Source organism: Saccharothrix sp. CB00851, assembly GCF_001905065.1.
Classification (GTDB): Bacteria; Actinomycetota; Actinomycetes; order Mycobacteriales; family Pseudonocardiaceae; genus Actinosynnema.
Genome location: NZ_LWLC01000048.1, coordinates 1 through 21,918 on the forward strand (window position 1 = coordinate 1; position 21,918 = coordinate 21,918).

Annotated in this window: 19 protein-coding genes and 1 pseudogene; 5 read left to right on the forward strand and 15 right to left on the reverse strand. The window is 71.7% G+C overall.

Going from position 1 to position 21,918, the window contains the following annotated elements; all coding sequences use genetic code 11:
- Positions 1–43: 43 nt before the first annotated feature.
- Together A6A25_RS36355 and A6A25_RS36360 are read right to left on the reverse strand one after the other, a co-directional pair.
- Positions 44–907 carry a maleylpyruvate isomerase family mycothiol-dependent enzyme gene (locus A6A25_RS36355; RefSeq protein ID WP_241829105.1) on the reverse strand — a complete coding sequence of 288 codons (864 nt, stop codon included), beginning with the start codon at positions 905–907 and terminating at the stop codon, positions 44–46.
- 48 nt (positions 908–955) lie between these two features.
- Positions 956–1,855, reverse strand: a complete 900-nt coding sequence (locus A6A25_RS36360; RefSeq protein ID WP_143193642.1) for a LysR family transcriptional regulator — start codon at positions 1,853–1,855, stop codon at positions 956–958.
- Positions 1,856–1,947: 92 nt separating this feature from the next.
- Here A6A25_RS36360 and A6A25_RS36365 point away from each other — a divergent pair, with 92 nt between their 5' ends.
- Positions 1,948–4,086: a caspase, EACC1-associated type gene (locus A6A25_RS36365; RefSeq protein WP_073898111.1), complete on the forward strand. Its 2,139-nt coding sequence runs from the start codon at positions 1,948–1,950 to the stop codon at positions 4,084–4,086.
- Here the strand turns inward: A6A25_RS36365 and A6A25_RS36370 are convergent.
- Positions 4,079–5,233, reverse strand: a complete 1,155-nt coding sequence (locus tag A6A25_RS36370; protein ID WP_073898113.1) for a DUF418 domain-containing protein — start codon at positions 5,231–5,233, stop codon at positions 4,079–4,081. The two genes, A6A25_RS36365 and A6A25_RS36370, sit on opposite strands and share 8 nt — an antisense overlap.
- 67 nt (positions 5,234–5,300) lie before the next feature.
- Between A6A25_RS36370 and urtB the strand changes: the two genes are divergently transcribed.
- From urtB to urtE, 4 genes are read left to right on the forward strand one after another with little or no spacing between them, the layout of a single operon-like run.
- On the forward strand, positions 5,301–6,077 hold the full coding sequence (urtB, locus tag A6A25_RS36375; protein ID WP_274534378.1) for an urea ABC transporter permease subunit UrtB: 777 nt from the start codon (positions 5,301–5,303) through the stop codon (positions 6,075–6,077).
- Complete coding sequence (gene urtC, locus A6A25_RS36380; protein WP_073898118.1) at positions 6,074–7,114, forward strand: urea ABC transporter permease subunit UrtC; 1,041 nt, start codon at positions 6,074–6,076, stop codon at positions 7,112–7,114. The genes urtB and urtC overlap by 4 nt, the downstream gene beginning before the upstream one ends.
- Complete coding sequence (urtD, locus tag A6A25_RS36385; RefSeq protein WP_073898121.1) at positions 7,111–7,860, forward strand: urea ABC transporter ATP-binding protein UrtD; 750 nt, start codon at positions 7,111–7,113, stop codon at positions 7,858–7,860. Before urtC ends, urtD begins: the two co-directional genes overlap by 4 nt.
- Positions 7,860–8,555, forward strand: coding sequence for an urea ABC transporter ATP-binding subunit UrtE (gene urtE, locus A6A25_RS36390; RefSeq protein WP_073898190.1), 696 nt, complete (start codon positions 7,860–7,862; stop codon positions 8,553–8,555). The genes urtD and urtE overlap by 1 nt, the downstream gene beginning before the upstream one ends.
- A 7-nt stretch (positions 8,556–8,562) precedes the next feature.
- Here the strand turns inward: urtE and A6A25_RS45060 are convergent, their stop codons facing one another.
- The 12 genes and pseudogenes from A6A25_RS45060 to A6A25_RS36445 form a co-directional block, all read right to left on the reverse strand.
- On the reverse strand, positions 8,563–9,783 hold the full coding sequence (locus tag A6A25_RS45060; protein WP_198932979.1) for a hypothetical protein: 1,221 nt from the start codon (positions 9,781–9,783) through the stop codon (positions 8,563–8,565).
- The gene (locus tag A6A25_RS36400; RefSeq protein ID WP_073898124.1) at positions 9,780–10,538 is read right to left on the reverse strand and encodes a bestrophin-like domain; all 759 of its coding nucleotides are present in this window, start codon (positions 10,536–10,538) and stop codon (positions 9,780–9,782) included. The genes A6A25_RS45060 and A6A25_RS36400 overlap by 4 nt, the downstream gene beginning before the upstream one ends.
- A gap of 268 nt (positions 10,539–10,806) precedes the next feature.
- Complete coding sequence (locus A6A25_RS36405) at positions 10,807–11,898, reverse strand: hypothetical protein (protein WP_073898127.1); 1,092 nt, start codon at positions 11,896–11,898, stop codon at positions 10,807–10,809.
- A complete protein-coding gene (locus tag A6A25_RS36410) occupies positions 11,895–12,218 on the reverse strand; it encodes a hypothetical protein (RefSeq protein WP_073898129.1) in 324 nt (107 codons plus the stop codon). The genes A6A25_RS36405 and A6A25_RS36410 overlap by 4 nt, the downstream gene beginning before the upstream one ends.
- Positions 12,215–13,048: a hypothetical protein gene (locus A6A25_RS44420; protein WP_073898132.1), complete on the reverse strand. Its 834-nt coding sequence runs from the start codon at positions 13,046–13,048 to the stop codon at positions 12,215–12,217. Before A6A25_RS44420 ends, A6A25_RS36410 begins: the two co-directional genes overlap by 4 nt.
- Complete coding sequence (locus A6A25_RS36420; protein ID WP_073898134.1) at positions 13,045–14,115, reverse strand: hypothetical protein; 1,071 nt, start codon at positions 14,113–14,115, stop codon at positions 13,045–13,047. Before A6A25_RS36420 ends, A6A25_RS44420 begins: the two co-directional genes overlap by 4 nt.
- 76 nt (positions 14,116–14,191) lie before the next feature.
- Positions 14,192–14,833, reverse strand: a complete 642-nt coding sequence (locus A6A25_RS36425) for a response regulator transcription factor (RefSeq protein WP_073898137.1) — start codon at positions 14,831–14,833, stop codon at positions 14,192–14,194.
- Complete coding sequence (locus A6A25_RS36430) at positions 14,821–16,350, reverse strand: sensor histidine kinase (protein ID WP_143193643.1); 1,530 nt, start codon at positions 16,348–16,350, stop codon at positions 14,821–14,823. The genes A6A25_RS36425 and A6A25_RS36430 overlap by 13 nt, the downstream gene beginning before the upstream one ends.
- A gap of 104 nt (positions 16,351–16,454) precedes the next feature.
- On the reverse strand, positions 16,455–17,753 hold the full coding sequence (locus A6A25_RS36435) for an FAD-dependent oxidoreductase (RefSeq protein ID WP_073898143.1): 1,299 nt from the start codon (positions 17,751–17,753) through the stop codon (positions 16,455–16,457).
- Between the two features lie 217 nt (positions 17,754–17,970).
- The gene (locus A6A25_RS36440; protein WP_241829106.1) at positions 17,971–20,205 is read right to left on the reverse strand and encodes a fibronectin type III domain-containing protein; all 2,235 of its coding nucleotides are present in this window, start codon (positions 20,203–20,205) and stop codon (positions 17,971–17,973) included.
- A 336-nt stretch (positions 20,206–20,541) separates the two neighbouring features.
- Positions 20,542–20,859 carry a proprotein convertase P-domain-containing protein gene (locus A6A25_RS46720; protein WP_338013250.1) on the reverse strand — a complete coding sequence of 106 codons (318 nt, stop codon included), beginning with the start codon at positions 20,857–20,859 and terminating at the stop codon, positions 20,542–20,544.
- Positions 20,860–20,907: 48 nt separating this feature from the next.
- Positions 20,908–21,708 (reverse strand): annotated as a pseudogene (locus A6A25_RS36445) (S1 family peptidase); the annotation flags it as partial.
- Positions 21,709–21,918: the final 210 nt, after the last annotated feature.

Genomic DNA, 21,918 nt, shown 5'->3' on the forward strand with positions numbered 1-21,918 from the left:
ATCATGATCTGCCGCACCGCTTCCCACAATTAGGAGACGCCGCCTAGTCGGTGGACAGCGGCACGGCGTTCGTCGGCAGCCGCACGGTGCACAGGAACGCGGGCAGCAGCCACGGCCGACGGCCGGTGACGCGCAGCTTGCCGGTCAGCGCGGCGCGCGTGCGGCTGACCCGGCCGAACAGGACCAGGTTCAGCACGGCCGGGTCGAACGTCAGGCGCACGTCGACCGGCCCGTCCGGGTCGAGCGACACCCGGCCCCGGTGCAGCACGAGCGTCCTCGGGGTGGTGTGGCGGGAGCGGAAGGCGACGGCGATGCGGCGGTCGCCGGTCGGCACGTCGCCGAGCACGCCGCCGGTGTCGTTGCGGATCATGCCGACGATGAACAGCTCGAAGAACACCGCGGCCTCGCGCGCCGGGATCGGCCACGGCGCGCCGACGCCGCGGGCGATGTCCCACCCGTGGACGAGCTGTTCGTTGACCAGGTGGGCGAGCACGCCCGCGACCGGCACCCGGGAGTCGCCCAGCCACGGCACCGTCCGGTCCGGGTCGGTGCCCGCGGTCGTCTCGAGGATCGTGGCCACCATCGACCGCAGTGTCGCGGCGAGCGTGGCGGGGTCGCGTTCGGTGAACCGCCGCAGTGCCAGGTCGTTCAGGTCGGCGACGGTGTCCACGGTGACGGCGGGGATGCGCGCGGCGAGGACGGGATCGGCGACCTCGGCGCCGTCCGGTGCCAGCAACGTGGTGTAGATGGAGGCGATGGCGACGACGTGCGCCGCCGTGTCGGCCACGGTCCAGTCGGGGGTGGCGAGCGCGCTCGGCTCGGCGGAGCGGACCAGGTCCGCGAACCGCCCGGTCACTTCGGACAGCACGTCCCGCACCACGGGCCACTGCTCGGAAACGTCAGCCACGGCAACTCCCCCAGTCGGCCCGCAAACCATAACAGTGTCAGGGTTCTTCTAGGTTGCGCTGCTCAGCCGCACCGTGGCGGCCACGAAGGCGTGCACCACCGGGTTGACGGTCTCCGACACCCACGCGATCGCGATCCGCAGCGGCTCGATGTCGGTGACCGGCCGCCACGCCAGGTCGGGGTGCGCGTAGTAGGCCGCCATCGACTCGGGGCCGAAGCACACCGCCGCACCGGTCGCGACGTGCTCCAGCATCTCGTCCACGTTGTCGTTCTCCGGTCCCCACACGGGTTCCCCGCCGTCCGGCCGCGGGTTGACCGCCCACCAGTCGACCCACTCCTTCGGCGCCTTGCGCGTCCACATCAGCGGCTCGTCGCGCAGGTCCGCGATGCCAACCGACTCCCGTGCCGTCAACGGGTGGTCACGGGCCAGGGCGACGTACCGGGCCTCGGTCGCCACCACGTGGGCGCGCAGGCCGTCGGTGTCCGCGGGCAGCCACACGAACGCCACGTCGACCAGCCCTTGCCGCAAGGCGTCCGGCTCGGCTCCCCAGTCGCACCGCTTCGGCTCGACCGTCACGTCGGGCCGCTGCTCGGCGAACGCCGCCCGGGCCCGCCGCGCCACGCTGCCACCGCCCGACACGACGAACCCGACCCGCAGCACGTTCGCCTCGGCCGCCGCCACCGACCGCACCACCCGCACCGCGTCGCGCCAGTCGTCCAGCGCCTTCCGGGCCGACGGCAGCAGCTCACCGCCCGCGGCCGTCAGTCGGACCTCCCGCCCGGTCCGCACGAACAGCTCGACGCCGAGATCGGCCTCCAACTGCCTGATCTGCCTGCTCAACGCGGGTTGCGAGACGTAGAGGTCACGGGCCGCCGCGGTGAAGCTCAACCGTTCGGCCACGGCCACGAAGTACCGCAGCACCCTGGTGTCCACGTCGAGAGGACTCATGCCGGAAGCGTAGGTGTCAGCGTCGTGAGCCCGTTCCGGTGATCGCGATGCGAATCGCGACAACCGGGAGCTGGGCTCCCTAATCTCGTCCTATGCGCCGAGCGTTGCTGATCGCCACCGACACCTACCGCGATCCGACCTTCGGTGCCCTGCGCGCGCCGCGCCTCGACGCCGCCGAACTGGACGCGGTCCTGAGCGACCCGGCGATCGGCGGCTTCGACACCGAGGTGCTGGTCAACGAGCCCGTCCAGCAGGTCCGCGAGCGCGTCGAGACGGTGCTCGGCCAAGCCGGGCGCGACGACCTCGTGCTGCTCTACCTCTCCGGTCACGGGGTCAAGGCGCGGCTCGGCGACCTGCACTTCGTCACCACCGACACCCGGCGCACCGTGCTCGCGACCACCTCGCTGGACGCGGCGTTCGTCCGCAGGCAGATCGACGACAGCCTGGCCGGACAGGTCGTGGTGTGGCTCGACTGCTGCTACGGCGGAGCCTTCCCCAGCGGGATGCTGCCGCGTGCGACCGAGGACGTCGACGTCGTCCAGCAGCTCACGGAAGGGCGGGGCTGCGCGGTCATGACCGCGTCCACGCACATCCAGTACGCCTACGAGCCGGTCGGCGAGCACGTCGACGACCGCGCTGAGCCGTCCGTCTTCACGAAGGCGATCATCGACGGCCTGCGGACCGGCGACGCCGACCTCGACCACGACGGCGAGATCAGCGTCCGCGACCTCTACGGCTACGTCTACGACCGCGTGCGCCGCACGAACCCCGACCAGACGCCGACGAGCAGCGGAACGCTGTCCGGCGACCTGCGGATCGCCTACGCGGGCACGCCGCTGCCCGCCGGGCTGCCGGACGAGCTGCGCCGGCTGCTGCGCAGCCCGGAGGACGGTTTCCGCCGGGCCGGCCTGCGGATACTGGACGACCGCGCCCAGGCCGGGGACCCGATCTCCCTCGCGGCCCTGCGCGCGCTGGAGGAGCGCGCCGACCACGCCCTCTCCCCTTCGCCCGGGACGTCGGCCCGACCCGCCACGGCCACCACGCCCGCACCAGCAGCCACCATGCCCGCACCAGCGGCCCCGGCACCTCCGGACAGCGGGCCGCCGGCCACGGAGGAGGCCGGTCGGTTGATCCGCATGCTGCTCCGGCGGACCGCGCCGGAGTTCCACGCCTCGGGCGTCGTCGGACGCGGGCACTCCCGGGTGGTGTTCAGCCACGACTCGTCCATGCTGGCCGCCGGCACCCGGGTGTGGAGCACCGACGGTTGGCGGACGATCTTCGACTTGCCCCACGACCACGTCGGGATCCTCGCGTTCAGTCCCGACGACCGCCTGGTCGTGGTCTCGGGTTCCGGGCGCCTCACCCTGTTCAGAACCGCGACGTGGGAACCACTGGCCGCCATCCCCTTCACCGAGCCCGTCGACCACGTGGGCTTCGACCACGACGGCACGCTGCTGGCGGTCACCGCGCAGCGCACCACCACGATCTTCCACGCCACCGGTGAGCACTGGCAGGCCCTCGACGAGCCGCGTTTCCGCGCGGTCCGCGACGCCCGGTTCTGCCCCGACACCCCGCGACTCGTGGTCGCGACGGACGACGGGCGCATCGAGCTGTGGGACACCCGGACCTGGACGCGGCTCGGTTCCACGACCCTCCGCGGCGTGCGGGTCGCCGCGGTGCGGTACGGGCTGGTGCTGGCCGCGGCGTCGGCGGACACCGTCGCGGTGTGGCGCACCGACACCTGGGAGATGGCCGCCTCCGCGCGCCTCGGCGACCCGACCCACCTCGGTCCGGTCGCGTTCGGGCCGGAGCTGAACGTCCTGATCTGCGACGGGTGGCACGGCTTGGAGCTGCGCGGCGTCGATGACGGGAAGACCTACCAGACGATCGCGAGCACTGTGCGGTCACCCGTGCTGAGCGGGGACAGGCGGTTCCTGGCAGGGCTCGCGCCGCAAGGGTCGCGCCGGAAGGGGTCGGAGGTCTGGGTCTGGGCTCGCGACCACGGGGAGGCCATCGGATTGGGGCCAGGGAGAACGCCACCCAAGGCTTCCACCGCGACGAGGAACGCGGTCCTGAGGTTGGTGGGGCGGTTCAGCGCGGTCGGTGGCGGGGTTTACGCGGCACTGGGCCTCCTGGCGAGCACCGAGTGGGCCACCGCGGCGGCCCTCGGCGCCGGCGGGGTGTTGGCCGCCGGCGCCTGGTGGGCGGTGGACCGGACGTGGATCACCTGACCCGGTCCGCCACTCCCGAGACCGGGACCGACCGTCGTTGCGGCACGCGGTAAGCCCAGTCCCACGCGGTTTCCACCGGGCCGCGCTCGAACCGCCGCATCCACCACGAGGCACCCACCACCAGCAGGACCGCGACCAGCAGCCACACGGCACCGGTGAACCAAGGTCCGAGGTGGCCCCACCGCTGTGCCAGGCCGAGGCCCCACTGGTAGCACAGCACCGACGCGAGCAGGTTCTGGGCGATGTAGCAGCTCATCGCCGACCGGCCGACCGCGGTGACGCCCCGGCGCACCCGTCCCGGCTCGGCCCGCATCCGGTTGACCAGCGCGGTGATCGCGCCGAGCAGGCCGAACGCGACCAGCGGCGCGCACACGTACCGGTCGACGGCGAACCAGTCACCGCCGGCGAGCGTGGTGGTGACGTTCAGCGGCACGCCGAGCCCGAGGCCCCACACCACCAGCCGCCGCTGGATCCGGGCGCCCCGCGCCGAGTCCTCCAGCGCACCGGCCTGGAACCGCCGCACACCGGCCAGGAACAGCAGCCCGCTCAACGGCAGCACCAGGAAACCCTCGGCGCGGAACACCGCGAGGTGCTCGACCCTGGCCCGCACACAATCCCACCAGCTGTCCGTGGTCAGCACGAAGCCGGGGTCGCCGGCGGTCGTGCCGCCGATCAGCAGCGCCAGCGTGATCAGGCCGACGATCGCCAGGTTCACCGAACCCAGCACCGCCATCCACGCGACCTGGACGCGTGGGCCGCGCCCCACCAGGTACGCGACCAGCACGGACACCACGGCGTAGAACATCAGCACGTCGAACTCGAACACCAGCACGTAGTGCAGCAGGCCCTCGAACAGCAGCAGCGCCGAGCGCCACAGGTACCAGCCGGGCCACCGCTGTCCCCGCCGCACGGCGGAGCGGTGCTGGATGGCCAGGCCGATGCCGAACATGATCGAAAGCAGCCCCAGGAACTTGCCGTTCGTGATCAGCTGCAGCAACGCCGTCACGGTGCCACCCGCGCCCGAGCCGAAGTCGGCCAGGAAACCCGTCACCCCTTGCGGGTGCGTGAAAGCCCACACGTTGGTCCCGAACGTGCCCAGGATCGCCACCCCGCGCAACACGTCCAGCGACGCGATCCGCCTACCCATGTCCGCCCCCCGATCCGTTTTCGCCACCGAACGTAGGACGAGGGGCGGTGCGCGATCGTCGGTGGGCGTGATCAACATGGCGCACGGCGAGTTCATCATGGCGGGCGCGTACACCGCGTTCCTGTTGCAGGGTGTCACCAGCCAGTCGTTCCTGATCGCGCTGCCGGTCGCGCTCGCGGTGGCCGGGCTGATGGGGCTGCTGCTGGAGTGGTCGCTGATCCGGCGGTTCTACGGCCGGCCGCTGGACACGCTGTTGCTGACCTGGGGCGTGAGCCTGGTGCTGCAACAGCTGGCGCGTGACCTCTTCGGCGCGCCCAACGTGCAGGTGACGGCACCGGGCTGGTTGGTCGGTGGCGTGGACGTGCTCGGCCTCCGACTGCCCTACAACCGGGTGTTCATCATCGGGTTGGCCGTGGTGTGCGTGGTCGGGGTGTGGCTGTACCTGACCAGGCTGCCCGCCGGTCGCCGGATGCGGGCGGTGGTGCAGAACCGGGAGCTGGCCGCGTACAGCGGCATCGCCACCGGTCGGGTGGACCGGTTCACGTTCCTGCTCGGCTCGGGGCTGGCCGGGGTGGCGGGTGTCGCGTTGACGCTCGTCGGCCCGGTCGGCCCGAGCCTGGGCACCTTCTACATCGTTGACGCGTTCCTGGTCGTGGTCGCGGGCGGGCTGGGCCAGTTGCGCGGCGCGGTGCTGGCGGCGGTCGCGCTCGGCTTCCTCAACGGCTACCTGGAGTTCTGGACGGACGCCAGCCTGGCGAAGGTGCTGGTGTTCGTGGCGATCATCGCGTTCCTCCAGGTCCGGCCGCAGGGCATGTTCGTGCTGAAGGGGAGGGCGTTGGTATGACGTGGGGTCGCATCTCCCTCGTGGTGTGCGTGGTGCTGCTCGCGTTGGCACCGTTGGCGCTGTCGCCGTTCCGCCTCGGGCTGCTGGCGAAGTACCTGTGCTTCGCGATCGTCGCGGTCGGCATCGCGTTGGCCTGGGGTCAGGGCGGGATGCTGACGCTGGGACAGGGCGTGTTCTTCGGCCTCGGCGGCTACGCGATGGCCATGTACTTGAAGCTGCAGGAAGCCGGGCCGGCCGGGTTGCCGGACTTCATGGTGTGGAGCGGGGTCGAGGAACTGCCCGCGCTGTGGAAACCGTTCGGCAACCCGGTGTTCGCGCTGGCGGCGGTGGTGCTGGTGCCCGGCCTGGTCGCGTTCCTGCTGGGGCTGCTGGTGTTCCGGCAGCGGGTGCGCGGCGCGTACTTCGCGATCCTGTCCCAGGCGCTGGCGGCGGCGTTCGTGATCCTGCTGGTCGGGCAGCAGGGGTTGACCGGCGGCACGAACGGGATGACGAACATCACCGGGTTCTTCGGGCTGGACCTCACCGACCCGAACGGGCAGCGGGCCGTGTACGCGATCGCGGCGCTGGTGCTGGGTGTGACGTTCCTGGTGGCGAAGCTGCTGGTGCGCAGCCGGTTCGGGCGGCTGCTGGTGGCGGTGCGCGACGGCGAGGACCGGGTGCGGTTCCTCGGCTACGACCCGGCCCTGGTCAAGACGATCACGTTCACCGTCTCGGCGGTGATGGCGGGACTGGCGGGCGCGTTGTTCGTGCCCGTCGTCGGCATCATCTCCCCCGCGCTGCTCGGGATCGTGCCGTCGCTGGAGCTGCTGGTCGGCGTGGCGGTCGGCGGGCGGTTCGTGCTGGCGGGCGCGATCGCCGGTGCGATCGCGGTCAACTACGCCAAGACGTTGTTCAGCGAGGACTTCGCCGAGGGCTGGCTGTACCTGCAGGGCGGGCTGTTCGTGCTGGTGCTGGTGCTCGCGCCGAAGGGGTTGGCGGGCGTGGTCGACTCGGTGCGGCACCGGTTCGGGCGCGAACCGGTGGAGGTGACGGCGTGACGGCACTGCTGGAGGTGCGCGGGCTGCGCGTGGTGTTCGACGGTTTCGCTGCTCTCGACGGGCTGGACTTCACCGTCGAGGAAGGCGAGCTGCGGTTCCTGATCGGGCCGAACGGCGCGGGCAAGACGACGTTGATCGACGTGGTGACCGGGCTGACCAAGCCGGCGGCGGGCAGCGTGCGGTTCGGCGGCCGGGAGCTGGTGGGTCGGCGTGAGCACCACATCGTGCGGCTGGGTGTCGGCCGCACGTTCCAGACCGCCACCGTGTTCGAAGAGCTGACCGTGGTGGAGAACCTGGACCTCGCGGACAGCTTCCGACTGCCGCTGCGGTCGTTGCTGCGGCGGCGGCGCGGGGTGTCCGACGCGGTGGCCTCGGCGTTGGAGGCGGCGGACCTGACGGCGTTGGCGGACAGGCCCGCCGGTGTGCTGTCGCACGGCCAGCGGCAGTGGCTGGAGATCGGGATGCTGCTGGTGCAGCGGCCGAAGCTGTTGCTGCTGGACGAGCCGGTGGCGGGCATGAGCCGGTCGGAACGGGAGCGGACCGGTGAGCTGCTGCACCGGATCGCTTCGACGCACACGGTGGTCGTGGTGGAGCACGACATGGAGTTCCTGCGACGGTACGCGCGCAAGGTCACCGTGATGCACCAGGGGCACGTGCTGCGCGAGGGTTCGGTCGCCGAGGTGCAGGAGGACCCGCGGGTGCGCGAGGTGTACCTGGGGCGGGCCAAGGGGAAGGCGGTGACGTGATGCTGTCGGTGTCCGGGGTGGACGTTTCCTACGGGCGGGCGCGGGTGCTGTTTGGCGTGGGGCTGGAGGTGCCCACCGGGTCGTTGGTGTGCGTGATGGGGCGCAACGGGGTCGGCAAGACGACGTTGCTCAAGACCGTGATGGGCACGTTGACGCCCACGGCCGGTCGCATCACGTTCGACGGTAGGGACATCACGCGGATGGCGACGCACCAGCGCGTGCGGGCGGGCATGGCGTACGTGCCGCAGGGCCACGTCTCGTTCCCGCAGCTGACGGTGTGGGAGAACCTCCAGGTCACGGTGGAGGCCACCGCGCACCGGGACCCGGCGGCGGTGGACGAGGCGCTGGACGTGTTCCCGGCGTTGCGGCAGTTCTTCAAGCGGCCGGCCGGGTTGCTGTCCGGCGGGCAGCGGCAGCAGTTGGCGATCGCGCGGGCGTTGATCACCCGACCGAGGTTGTTGCTGCTGGACGAGCCGACCGAGGGCATCCAGCCGTCGGTGATCGACGAGATCGAGGCGGCGATCGACCGGCTGCACCGGGAGGCCGGGCTGACCGTGCTGCTGGTGGAGCAGTACCTGGACTTCGCGGTGCGGCTGGCCGACAGCTTCGTGGTGATGGACGCGGGCGAGGTCGTGCACGCGGGCGCCGCGGCGGAGCTGCACGACGAGGAGGTGCGCCGGATGCTGGCCGTCTGACCCGGGGTTACCGCCGCCTGCTCGCGGCTTGGCGGGCGAGGGCGCCCGCGGCCAGGATCAGGATCATCACGGCCAGGCCCCAGCGGCGCTGGTCGCGGACGGCGTTGTTGGTCGGCGCCAACGTCTCCACCCGCCGGTCCGGCACCTCGATGTCGGCCGGCGGTGGCGGCTGGGGCGGTTCCGGCGGCACCGGTAGCTCCGGCGGCGGGGGTGGCGGCGGCGCGGGTGGCGGGGTGATCCGCGGCGGCGGGATGTTCGGCGGCGGGACCGCGGGTGCCGGGCGGATCGTGGTCGTCGTCGTGGTGGTGGTGATTCGAGGTGGTGTGGTTGTCGGTTGTGGTGGCGGGGTCGTCGTGGTGGTGGTGATTGTCGTCGGCGGGCTGGGGGTTGTCGTCGTGGTGCGTGTGGTGGTGGTCGTCGTCGTCGGTGGAGTGGTGGTGGTTGTTGTCGTCGTGGTCGTTGGGGTGGTGGTTGTCGTGGTGGGGGTGGTGGTCGGCGTGGGGATGTCCGGCAGGCAGCCCGACGAGTCGATGGTGTGCAGGGCCTGGCGCGACGAGATCTCGGTGACCACGCCGGAGCCGTCCAAGGCCACCCGCCACAACGTGCTGCGACCGCCGTGCCGGTTGTTGGTGGCGTAGAGCGCCCCGTCCGGTGCCACCGTCACCGCGCCGTAGCCGCCGCCACCGGGCAGCCGGCCGACCCCGGGCACCGGCCTCGTCCTGCCGGTGCGCGGGTCGATGCTGACCACCACGCCGTGACCGTGCTCGCGCGTGGCGACACCGTAGAGCAGGCCGTCGGCCGGGTTGAGGTCGAAGTCGTCGACCGTCACCCCGTGCCACGGCCACAGCCACGCCTCGTGCACGACGAGCCCGTAGGTCGGGCTGCCCGGGTCGATGTCGACCGAGTGCAGCCACGGCCCGGACCGCACGACCAGCCGCTCGCCCACCACCGCGCCCGCCGTCGCGTGCAGCAGCACGGGTGACGGGCGCGTCGGCTTGCCGACCACCCGGCCGGTCCGGTCGAGGGCGACGAGCCTGCCGCGCTGGTCCACGCCGTAGACGAGGTTCTGCCGGGCGGAGAAGCCGATCGCGTTCAGCCGCACGTCGAGGGTGGTGAGCGAAGCCGTCTCGCCGGACGGGAACCGCACCCGGAAGACGGTCGAGGGGCCGTGGGCCCCCGCCTCGACCTGGATGACGGTGCACACGACCTGCTCGAACGCTTCGATCATCCGAATCGCTCCACGGCGGCCTCGAACGCGTCCGGGCTCACCCCGGCGCCACCGCCGAACGGGTTCTGCAGCTGGTAGGTCGCGTACAGCAGCAGCGTGATGGTCGCGGCGAGGGTGGCCACGATGAGCACGTGCGTGCGGATCCGCGGTCCGCCGAACAGCAGCGGCAGGCCGACGGCCAGCACGCTGCCCGCGATCAGCACGAACCACACCACCGAGCTGACCCCGCCACCGGCCGCGTCCAGCCGTTCCTGCCTGGCCTGGTACACCTGCCACAGCTGGTTCGCGGCCTCGGTCTTGCGGTCGACCTGCCACTCGTCGTCCGCGGGCGCCTCGGCCACGACCTGCCGCAGCCGGTCGAGCTGCGACCAGCCGCTCGACTCGAACGACGTGCCGGCCACCATGCCCGGCCACTCGTCGTCGATCACGGTCTGCGCGTACGCGCGGGACAGCTCGCGCACCTCGGCACCGGCGCCACCGCCCAGCGTGTCGCTGGCCCACGTGGCGGCGACCAGCCCGTCCGCCTCCCGGTACGCGGCGTCACCCGCCTGGTTGACGGCGTCGAAGAGGGCGATGAGCACGAACGCCACCAGCACCGCGTGCAGGCCGCCCACGATCGTGAACACCTGGCCCGCGGCCTCGTTGTTCGCCGAACGGCCTTCCAGCTCGCCGTACCGGCGGATCAAGTAAGCCATGACGGCGGCCACGACGGCCGCGCCGCCGACCCACAGCAGACCTGTGAGGTAAATGCTCATCGACACCCTTTCGTCCCTCGGATGAATTCCACAGATCCGCCGATTTCACTCACACGCAAGCTAGTGATCGACCCGATCCGGTGAGAAGAACGTTCATCCGAGTGCCGGGAAACGCCAATCTGTCAGGTGACACACTCACCTCGCACCACGATGAACGCCGGTGCGAAGCCGCTGAACTGCGGTGAAATCCAGCCTATCGAGCTAATTACCTAGCCCGATCGAGGGGTTTGCGTCACGACAGACCGTCGCCGTCTCCCAGGGTAATAGCTCAACCCGCGAACAGCAGGGCCAAACCACCGGAGGTGTAGCCGACCATGAGCACCAGCAACGGGACCTGACCGGTCAAGTGCTTGCTCGGGGGCAGCAGCCGCAAGGTGCGGTCGTGCGCGGACACCACCGCCAGCAGGTGCCCGGCCAGCACCGCGCCCACCTGCACCGACGCCACCAGGACGGGTGAGGCGAGGGTGTCGTCCGGCTCGAAGCCGGTGGCACCGAACAGCAGTGCGACGGCGCGCTGGCCCTCCACGGCCAGCAGCGAGAAGTAGTGCGCCACGACGTACCCGGCCACGATCGGCACCATCGAGTGGGCGAGCTGCCCGCCGAACGACCGGCACGCGAGCAGGTAGCTGCCCGCGACCAGCGCCACGGCCGCCACCAGCCCGGCGGTGTCCGGCACGGACAGCCGTTCCCAGGTCGGGGTGGAGCCGATGCTGTCGAACGCGGTCGAGCCGAGCAGCACGGCCACCACCGCGACCAGGCCGGGCCGCACGGGCGTGGCGACGAGCGCGCGGAACGGGTTGCCGCGCAGCGGCGACAGCCTGCCCAGCAGCGTCGAGAACACCTCGAACCCGTCGGCGTGCTCGAACCAGGTGCGGCCGAACACCACACCGCCCGCGACGTTCACCACCGCGTACCCGACCAGGAACCACGGCAGCGCGTCCGGCGTCACCAGTTCGACCCAGGTGAACGCGAGCAGGCCGAGCGCGGCGGGCCAGTGGCCCAGCCGTTCCGGGTAGGCGCGGCCGAGCGTGGCGAGGGCGGCCAGGCGCAGCGGGTTGAGCACCCGCCACACCGGCCCGAGCAGCATCGACAGCACCGCCACGCCGACCCACAGCAGCACGAACACCAGGTGCGGCCACGCCTGCGCGGGCACGAGCGCCAGCCCGACCGCGACCAGCAGCCGCACCGGCCACCGGTCGCGGTCGGGACCCGGCTCGGCGGCGGTGAACCGGGGCTTCGTCCACAGCAGACCCAGCGCCAGGAACGACGCCAGCAGCGCGACCGCCGCGCCCTGCAGCACCAGGTCCAGCGGCAGCGGCAGGTCGTGCCGGGCGCCGACGCCGTGGGCGAGAGCGGTCACCGCACCACCAGTTGCACGAGCAGCGTGTCGGGGTGCGCCTCCACGTCGAACGTGCCCGTCCGGTCCACGGTGAACTCCAGCACGGCCGGTTTCCCGCGCTCGGCCTTGGCCAGCACGTCGACGCCGTGCACGTGCACGTCCACCGGTTCCTCGCTGGTGACGGTCAGCTCGACGGCCTGCCCGCGCACGGCCTCCACCCGCTGCGGCGACGCCTGGTCGACCGACAGCCGCAGCACCAGCGGTTCGGCCGGGGGCGGGGCTTGCGGCGCGGACGAACAGCCCGCGAGCAACGCGAACAACAGGGCGAAGAGGGTCCTCATGGGGTGGAACCAGTCCTTCTCAGGTAGTCGAATCCGCCCGCGGCCAGGCCGAGCCCGCCGCCGAGCGTGAGTGCCACGAGCAGCCGGTCCACCTCGGCCGGACCGGCGAACGGCAGCTGGGAGAACCGGAAGCTGTCGAAATCCGGTATCCCCGCCACCACCAGCATCGCGCCGACGACGGCCGCCACGAACGCGGTCGCGGGCTTGCGCCGGACGGCCGCCACCACGGCGACGACGGTCAGGGGCCACGCGACCAGGCCCACGCCGCTCGCGCCGAGCAGCAGCGGCACGAACGACTGGCCCGTCACGGCGAGCGTCGAGCCGACCGCGTGCCAGACGTGCCCCGCCGTCACCACGACCACGCCGACCGCGAGCAGTGCCCGTCGCCTGCCCAGGAAGTAGCCGCCGAGGGCGAGCGCGAGCGTGATCAGCAGCCACCACAACGGGTTCGGGCCCGGCGTGACGTCCACCCGGCCCTTGATCACCGACGTGCCGAGCGGGATTTCCCAGTGCGGCGCGGTGGTGCGCTCGTCGCGGAAGCGGTAGGTCTCGCCCGGTCCGATCACGTGGTCGGCGACTCGGGTCCCATCGTCGGCCCCGCCGACTCGGGTCCCATCGTCGGCCCCGCCGACCGTGACCGGGTCCGTGCCCCCGTTGCGGACCTCCAACTGGGTGCCGTGGTTGACCATCGCCGCGGTCACGCCGGGCAGCGGCGGGTCGATCCCGGTGACCTCGCTCAAGTGGTCCTGCGGCGTGAGGCCGCCGGCGTGCGCGTCGGCCGGGGTCGCGGTGGCGACCAGCAGGACGAGGGCGAGCAGCAGCGCCCTCACCGGCGGACGGTCGGCACGAGCACCACCGCCATCAGCAGGCCGTGCAGCGCGGCCATGATCGGCGCCCCGGTCCACATCTCGGTGACGCTCGGCGTCGTGCCCTGGTCGATGATCGCCGACGCGAAGTACACCGCCCACGTGACGAACGAGGCCGCCGCGCCGAAGATCCGGTACTCCTTGAGCCGCTCCTCCGACGGCCGCAGCTTGCGCAGCAGCACGTCGATCACCACGCCGGACACGATGAACCCGATGGCCGTGCTCATATTCGTGTAGGCGGCCGTCGCGGTGCTCAGGCCCATCACCACGACCGCCAGCGTGGTCGCCGTGCCGAACGGCAGCCGGAACCGGCGTGCGGCCAGCAGCAGGGGCATGATCATGATGATGTTGGTGAGCACGATCGCGGCGGCCAGGTCGTCCGCCCGACCGGAGCCGCCCGCGCCCTTCTCGAAGGTGAACGCCCTGATCACCTGCTCGCCGGTGTAGCCGGACGCGTCGGCGAAGCTCGCGAACAGCAGCACCAGCGAGGTCGCGAACGCCAGCGCCAGCCCGGCCGGCAGGAACCGCCGGAACGACGGGCTGACCACGTCCCGGTCGCTCCACAGCGTGCGCAGCGGCGTGGTCAGGATCATGATCATGGTCGAGATCAGCACCAGGTGCGTCGGGCTGAACAGGATGTCGATGCCCTGCTCGATGCCGATGAACGTGTGCCACAGGTAGTCGCCGACACCCGCCGCGGCGAACACGGGCAGCGCGAGCACCGCCGGGCCGTAGCCGACCGGCACCGCGTCCAGCCCGCGCCTGCCCCGCTGGTAGTTGCCCCACAGCACCCACAGGATCCACGCGCCGGTCGCGGCGAACCCCGAGTAGAACACCGCGTGCCACGGCGTGAAGAACGACTCCAGCTCGGGCACGTTCGAGTGCGCCCACGCGTCGAGGAACAGGCCGATCGAGAACCAGGTCCCGAGCAGCACCGTGATCAGGTCCGTGCGGTAGCCGGCCCGGGGTCGTCCGCTCGTCGTCGAACCCCCGGCCACCGCGTCGACTTGTACTTCGCGCCCCAGTGTCATGGGGCAAGCGTGGCGTCGGCGAGGTGTGCGCCGGAATCGTGCCACCTCTACCGCGTGGTGCGGTTAACCGCACCTTTCAGGCGTTGAGGTAGCGCAGGACGGCGAGCACGCGGCGGTGGTCGTGCGGGCTCGCGGACAGGTCCAGCTTGGTGAAGATGCTGGTGCAGTGCTTCTCCACGGTCCGCTCGGCGATGTACAGCCGCTGCGCGATGGCCTGGTTGGTGCGCCCTTCCGCCATCAGCGCGAGCACGGCCCGTTCCCGCTCGGTCAGCCGGTCGTCGCTGTCGTCGCGCCGCCGCACCAGCAGCCGGCTCACCACGTCCGGGTCGAACGCCGAACCGCCCGAGCCGACCCGGCGGATCGCGGCGGTGAACTCGGCCAGGTCCGACACCCGGTCCTTGAGCAGGTAGCCGACGCCGTCCGCGCCCGCGTCCAGCAGCTCGGCCGCGTAGCTGACCCGGACGTACTGCGAGAGCACGAGGACACCGGTCGCCGGGTACTGCCGCCGCAACGCCACCGCCGCCCGCAGCCCCTCGTCGGTGTGCGTCGGCGGCATCCGGATGTCCACGATGGCCACGTCGGGCCGGTGCTCGTCCACCGACGCCACCAGCGACGGCGCGTCCTCCACCGCCGCCACCACCTCGAAACCGGCCTCGGCGAGCAGCCGCGCGAGCCCTTCGCGCAGCAGCGTCGAGTCCTCCGCGATCACGACCCGCACGGCAGCACCACCCGCAGGCTCGTGCCCGTCTCCGCCGCGCTGACCACCCGCATCGTCCCCCCGTTCGCTTCCACCCGTTCGCTCAGGCCGCGCAGGCCCGTGCCGTGCACCGGGTCCGCTCCCCCGCGCCCGTCGTCGTCCACCTCCACGACCAGCCGCCCGTCCGCGCCGCGGATCACGACTTTCGTCCGGGACGCTTCGGCGTGCTTGGTGACGTTCGCCAGCGCTTCGGCGACAACGTAGTACGCGGTCGTCTCCACCAGCGGCGGCACCGCTTCCGGCAGGTCCAGCGTCAGGTCGACCCTCGGCTCCGCCAACGCCGTCAGCTCGCGGACCGCGCCCTGCAGGCCCCGTTCGGCCAGCACCGGCGGGTGAATGCCGTGGCACACCGCGCGCACGTCCTCGATGGTCGCCAGCACCGCCTGCTTGGCCTCGGCGGCCAGCGCCCGCGCGCGTTCCGCCGGCACGGTCTCCGCCAAGCCCAGCGTCATCACCGCCGACAGCAGCCGCTGCTGGACGCCGTCGTGCAGGTCGCGCTCCAGCCTCCGCCGCCCGTCCTCGGCCGCCCGCAACACCTTCGCCCGGGACTCGGCCAGCTGCCTGACCTTGGCGCGCAGCTCGGCGGTGAGCCGTTCGTTCTCCAGCGCCAGGCCGACGGCGGCGCACGCGGCGTCCACGAGTTCCAGGTCCAGCACGGGGTCGTGCAGCAGCACGGCGACCGGCGCGCCACCCCGATCCACCCTGGTGTGCACGGAGTCCAGGGCGACCGGCCGCCCGTCCACGTCCACGTACCGCTCCTGCTCGGCCACCCAGTACGCCACCCGCAGGCCCGGGTCGTGCAGCGTGGCGGCCAGCGCCTCCTGCACCCCGTCGTGCCTGCTGTCACCGCTGAGCCGCACCACCAGGTCGGCCACCTCGCCGCGGTCCATCCGGCGGCGCAGCAACCCGGCCAGGTAGGCGAACGGGATGCCGCTCAACGCCAGCATCAGCACCACCAGCGGCGGTTCGAGGCCCGCGCGTTCCACCGGTTCCCACACCACGAACGCGGTGATCGCCACCGCCGCCGCGCCGAGCATCGCGGTGAGCGTCCGCCGTTGCGCCATGCTGCTGACCCGCCAGCGGTGCAGTTGCAGGCCCAGCATGGACAGCCCGATGACCGCGGTGACCGCCGTCTCGGCCCCGATGACCGCCGCCGCCCACGGTTGGCGCTCGAACTCGAACGCCACGCCCAACACCAGGCTCTGGCCGTACCCGGCGGCCACGGCCGACCGCCGCGGTCCCGTGCGCAGCCTGCCGGTCGGGAACGCCAGCAACGCGTGCCCGAGCACCGCAGGCCACAGCTTGCAGGCCAGCAACACCAGGAACGACCCGTCGTCGATCGTGTAGTCGAGCAACCAGCCGACACCGACGAGCACGAACAACAACCCGATCCGGTTGCGCGGCTGCACCCGGCGACCGATCACACCGGCGGTCACGAAAACAGCGCTCACCGCGAGCATCGCGGACGGCAGCAGCATGGTCACCAAGGTAGCCGTTCAGCGGCCACCTCAGACTCACCTGCTCGCGGGCCACCCACTTCCGGCCCGCTCACTCCCCCCCGGCCGGTCGGGTGCGGCGAGGCTCAGCTGCGGCGCAGGCCGCCGATCAGGACGCGGGCCAGCACGTCGGGGCGCAGGATCGCGGACGGCGGTTGGAGCAGGCCGATCGTGCGGATGAACGCGGTGGCGGCCACCGGGTCGTGCTCGGCGACCCGTTGCATCCGGGCGACGTACCGGTTCAGCACCTTGGTCGACACCGACCGGTGGCCGGTGATCTCCGGCAGCGCCAGGTCACCGAGCGCGTTGAGCTGCCACACCGGGTCGATGATCTTGCCCGCGGCGCGGAAGAACCGTTGTGCCAGGTCGGTTTCGCCGTCTCGCAGGCACTTGCGCAACGCTTCGGATTCCAGTGCCGCGACCGTCATGCCCTGGCCGTAGATCGGGTTGAAACTGCACATCGCGTCACCGAACACCAGCAGGCCGGGCGGGAACCGCCGGAGCCGTTCGTAGCGGCGGCGCAGGCTGGCCGGGAACCGATGCGTGCGGATCTCGGTGAGCGGTTCGGAGGCGGCGACGGCGTCCAGCACGTCCGGCGGCGCGGACCGCTTGAGGAACGCCAGGTAGCCCGACTCGTCGGTCGGCGGGTGGTCGCCCGCCATGCCGACCTGGGTCACCATCCACTGGCCGTGCTCCTGCGCGGCGAACGCGAACCCCGTCGGCCGGCCGGGCACCGGGCCCACGAGCACCAGCTTGTCCCGGAACGGCGTGGCCGGGCGGACCAACCGGCTCACGTAGAGCATGTTGACGTCGATCCGGTCCTCGGCGGGTGTCGGCAGGCCGAGGGATGCCAGCCACGATCTGGCGCGTCCCGATCTGCCCATCGCGTCGATCACGAGGTCGGCCCGCAGCACCTCCTCCGTGCCGTCACGGCTGACCCTCACACCGGTCACCCGACCGTGCTCGACGACCGGGCCGAGCACGTCGCAGCCGGGCACGAGCTTCACGCCGGGCAGGTCGGCGAGCCGTGCGCGGACCGCGCCTTCGAGCATCGGCCGCGTCGCCTGGATGTCCGACGCCCCGGTGACCGCGCGCACCATGGTGTGGCCGGCGAGGACGAAGCGCGCATCGGCGTTGAACCCGACCGGAATCGCGCCCGCAGCGACCAGTTCGCCGGTCAGCCCGGGGAACATGTCGTCGAGCGCCTCCTTGCCGCGCAGGAGGATGGTGTGGAAGTGCCTGGCCTGCGGCACACCACGCCGATGCCCGACGTCCGCCGGAAGTGGATCCCGGTCGACCACCGTGATCCGGTCGTAGGAGCCGACCAGCGCCCGTGCCGCCAGCAGCCCGCCCATGCTCGCACCCAACACCACCGCATCCGTCATTCGGCGACTGTGACAGGGAGGGCGGCCCCGGGACTTATTCGGCTGTGCGCAGGACTTATTCGGCTGTGCGCACGTGGTCACCTGGTCCGAGGTGGGTGTCGGCGGCGGGGAGGCGTGGGCAGGGCGCGGTGGGCGTTGCGGCGGGGTGGTTGCGGTGCGCGGTTGCCCCGCCGGGAGGTGCGGTTCCCGGCGGGGCCACGCGGTCAGGTGGTGGGCGTCAACGCCGGGGGCGCGGTGACAGCTTCACCTCGATGGTGTTGCCCGGTCCCGAAGTCACGCCGCTGATCAGGCCGGTGAGCGGGCCACAGCCGGTCAGCGCGGGCAGCGTGTACGTGCCCACCAGGGTGCCGCCGGCGAGCGGGTCGAAGCCGGGCTTGGACTCCAGCGGGATCGAGGCCGGGGTCTTGGTGCGGCAGTCCTGGCTCGTGCTGATCGGGATGCCGAGCACGGTGATGTGCGGCAGCTTCACCGTCACGCTCGACGTCGACTTGAGCACCCCGCCCGCCAGCGTGCCGGTGCTCTTGGCAGCCTGCACGAACTGGATCTTCGCCTGGACCGGCACGAAACCGAAGGCGCGGAACCGGCCCGAGGTCGGGTCGATCGTCAGGTCGGCGTCGAACGCGCCCGTGGCGAGGTTGAGCGTGGCGTCGATGCCGCCGGCCAGCGCGACCGTGCCGTTGGCCGCCTTGATCTTCGTGCTGCCGGCCAGGCCGTAGCCGTACTCGACGGTCGGCGGACCCTGGCTTGCCTTCGTGCGGACCTTCAGGCCGGCGGTCGTGGCCGATGTGTTGCCCGCCGCGTCCTTCGCCTCGACCGTGAACGTGTACTCGGTGTCCGGGGCCAAGCCGTTGACGGTGGCCGTGGTCTCGGTGGTGGGGACCGACGAGGCGCCGTTGCGGACTTCGTAGCCGGTGACGGCGACGTTGTCGGTCGAGGCGTCCCAGGCCAGCGTGACGCTGTTCTCGGTCTGGGCGGTGGATCGGAGGTTGGTCGGGGTGGTGGGCGCTTCGGTGTCCGGCAACGGCGCGGTGCGGACCTTCAGGGCGGCGCTCGCGTCGGAGGTGTTGCCCGCGGCGTCCTTCGCGACCACGGTGAAGGTGTGCTCGGTGTCCGGCACCAAACCGCCAACGGTCGCCGTCGTGCCCTCCACGGTGGTGGCGAGCGTGCCGCCGTTGTAGACGTCGTAGGCGGTGACGCCGATGTTGTCGGTGGCGGCGGTCCACGACAGGGGGACGCTGGTCGGCGTGGTCTCACCGGCGGTCAGGCCGGACGGTGCGGCGGGTGCCTCGGTGTCCGCCGCCGGGACGACCGTGAACGTGTGCAGCACCGTGCGCTGGGCCGGGTCGACCGGCGTGCAGTCCGCGACGAACGTGCCGAGGCCGGTGTCGGAGCCGTCGGCACGCTTCGGGGTCATGGTGAGCACGAGGTCGTGCACGGACAACGTGGCCGTGCCCGGCTGGTCGAACCGGAGCGCGGGCGCGGTGCCGGCGGCGTTGATGACCAGGTCGCCGCTGACCGGGATGGGCTGGTTCGGCACGGCCGTCGGCACGGCCACGGCCTGGTGGTTCCCCGGCGACCTGACCAGCGACGTCGCGACCGCCGTGCCCTGGATGGTCTCCGCGCCGACGAGCCGCAGCCCCTGGGTCGCGGTCGGTCCGGCGTTCGACACGGCGGTGATGGCGATCTGCGGGGTGAAGGCGCCGACGCCGATCTCGGCCGGCAGGTCCGTGTCGATGTCGACGGTGACGTTCTGGTTGCCGATCAACGGGAACGGGCAGTTGTAGACCTGCCGCAGCGGCGGCGTGCTGCCCGTGCCCGCCGGTACCTCGGGGGTGACGGCCGTGCCGGTGACGGTGTAGGTCTGCAGCACGGTGTCCTGGTTCGGCGTCGGCGTGCAGTCGGCGACGAACGTGCCCAGTTCGGTCGGCGTGCCGTCGGCCCGCAACGGGGTCATCTCCAGCACCAGGTCGGTCACCTCGACGGTGGCCGTGCCGGGTTGGTCGAAGCGCAGGCCGGGCGCGGAGCCGGAGGCGTTGAGCACGAGGGCGTTGCCGACGGCCGGGATCGGCTGGTTCGGCACGTCGGCGGCGACCTGGACGGTGAGCGTGCCCTGGTCGCCGGGCGCGGTGACCTTCGAGGTGGCGCGGGCCGTGCCGCGGATGGTCTCGGCGCCGACGAGCCGCAGGCCCTGGGTCGCGGTCGGGCCCGCGTCGGACACGGCGGTGATGTCGAGCTTCGGGGTGAACTCGCCGGCGGCGACCGTGCCGGGCTGGGTGGTCTCGATGTCGACCGTGACGTTCTGGTCGCCGATCAGGGGGAACGGGCAGGTGTAGGTCTGGGTGAGGTCGCCCTGCGCGGCCGAGCCGGTGCCCGCGCCGATCGCGAGGCCGGCGACGACCGCGGTCGTCACGACCGCCGCGCCGAGCCTGGTCAGTGGTCTGCTGTGTCTCACGGAAACGTCCTCCCTGACGCCGAGCGCGCACGCCGGCAAATGAGGGGCAGGGTTGGAATGGTTCGCAGACGTGCTGCGAGAGGGAAATTAACCGCGTCGCAACACTTGCGCAAGGCTGCTGAATGACCATTCTCAGCCAGGACGAAAAATTGTCATATGCGGACAATTACCTGGCCGATGACCTGCACAGACGAGACACCAGAACGATTCCGGGACGAAACCGTGCGGTTAGCGCTGGCGAGCACATTTACCGACTGGCTTTCGGCATCCAGATGACAAACCGCGCGCCGAGTGCTCGGCGCGCGGTCGTCGGTGGTGCGGGTTCTCGCGTTCGGGTCAGAAGGTGAGCCGCCAGGCGTCCACGTAGCCGGTGTCCTGGCTGAAGACGTCCTGCACCTTGAGCCGCCACGTGCCGTTGGCGACCTCGGAGGAGGCGTTCACGAGGTAGGTGGTGGCCACGTTGGGGGTGCTGGAGCTGCTGGAGTTCTTCAGCCGGTAGGTGGAGCCGTCCGGCGCGACCAGGTCGATCACGACGTCACCGCTCCACGTGTGCTTGATGTCCACGCCGACCTTCAGGGCGGACGGCGCGTTGCCCGTGACGCCGGAGACGGTCACGTTGCTGTAGACGGCCGCGCCCGCGTCCGGGATGGACACGTTGGTGAGGTTCTCGAAGACCTTGCCGGGCTGCTGCGGCGTGCCGCCGAGGTTGACGACCGCCTGGTTGATCGCCGCGGCGAAGGTGCTGACCTCGGTGTAGACGCCGGGGTTGCCCGGCCGCGCGCACCCGTTGCCGTGGCTGACGATGCCGACCTGGATCCACGCGCCGTTGTTGTCGCGGCGGAACATCGGGCCGCCCGAGTCGCCCTGGCAGGTGTCGACACCGCCCGCGGGCAGGCCCGCGCACAGCTCGGCGGCCGGGATCAGGTCCGCGTAGTAGGCGCCGGAGTTCTTGCACGTGGTGTCGTCGATGTAGTCGACGTTCGCCTTGAGCAGGTAACGGGACTGGGCGCCGTCCTCGTACGTGGCGCCCCAGCCGGCGACGGTGAACACGCCGGTGTTGTAGGCCGTCGTGGTGGCGATGGGCAGCAGTGCCGCGCCGGTGATCGGGCTGGCCAGCTTGATGATCGCCCAGTCGCCGCCGGTGGCGGTCGCGTACGTGGGCGAGCGGTGCACGTAGGTCGACGTGCGGGTGATGCGCGACGTGTCCTGCAGGTCCGCCACACCGTAGGTGGCGGTGATGGAGGTGTTGTTGCCGGTGCGGCTGACGCAGTGCGCCGCCGTCAGCACGAGCTGGTCGGTCAGCATCGACCCGCCGCAGCCCATCGACAGGCGGACCATCCAGGGGAACTCTCCCTTGGCGGCCTGGGTGCCGCCGACGACCATGGGCGTGGGGGTGCCCGTGTCCGGCGGCGGCGGAGCGGCGACCGCCTGACCGCCGAAGGCGGCCAGCACGGCGACGATGCCCACCCCGAGGGCAAGCGTCTTTCTGACGGAGTCGCGCACGGTTGATCCTTCCCGCGCCCGGCCGAGGTTTGCGGACGCAGGGTGGCCGGACGTCGAGATCGCTGGGAACTATCCAGCCGGCCCCTCTGCCGGCGACTCATCGTCCTCGGTGGACCGTCCGCTCACAAGCCGTCGATCGACGGGTCTTGTGCGCTCTGGCCGGTGGTGTGGCGTGCTCGCGGGTTGACTCCGGGCGGTGTGAGTGGTTGA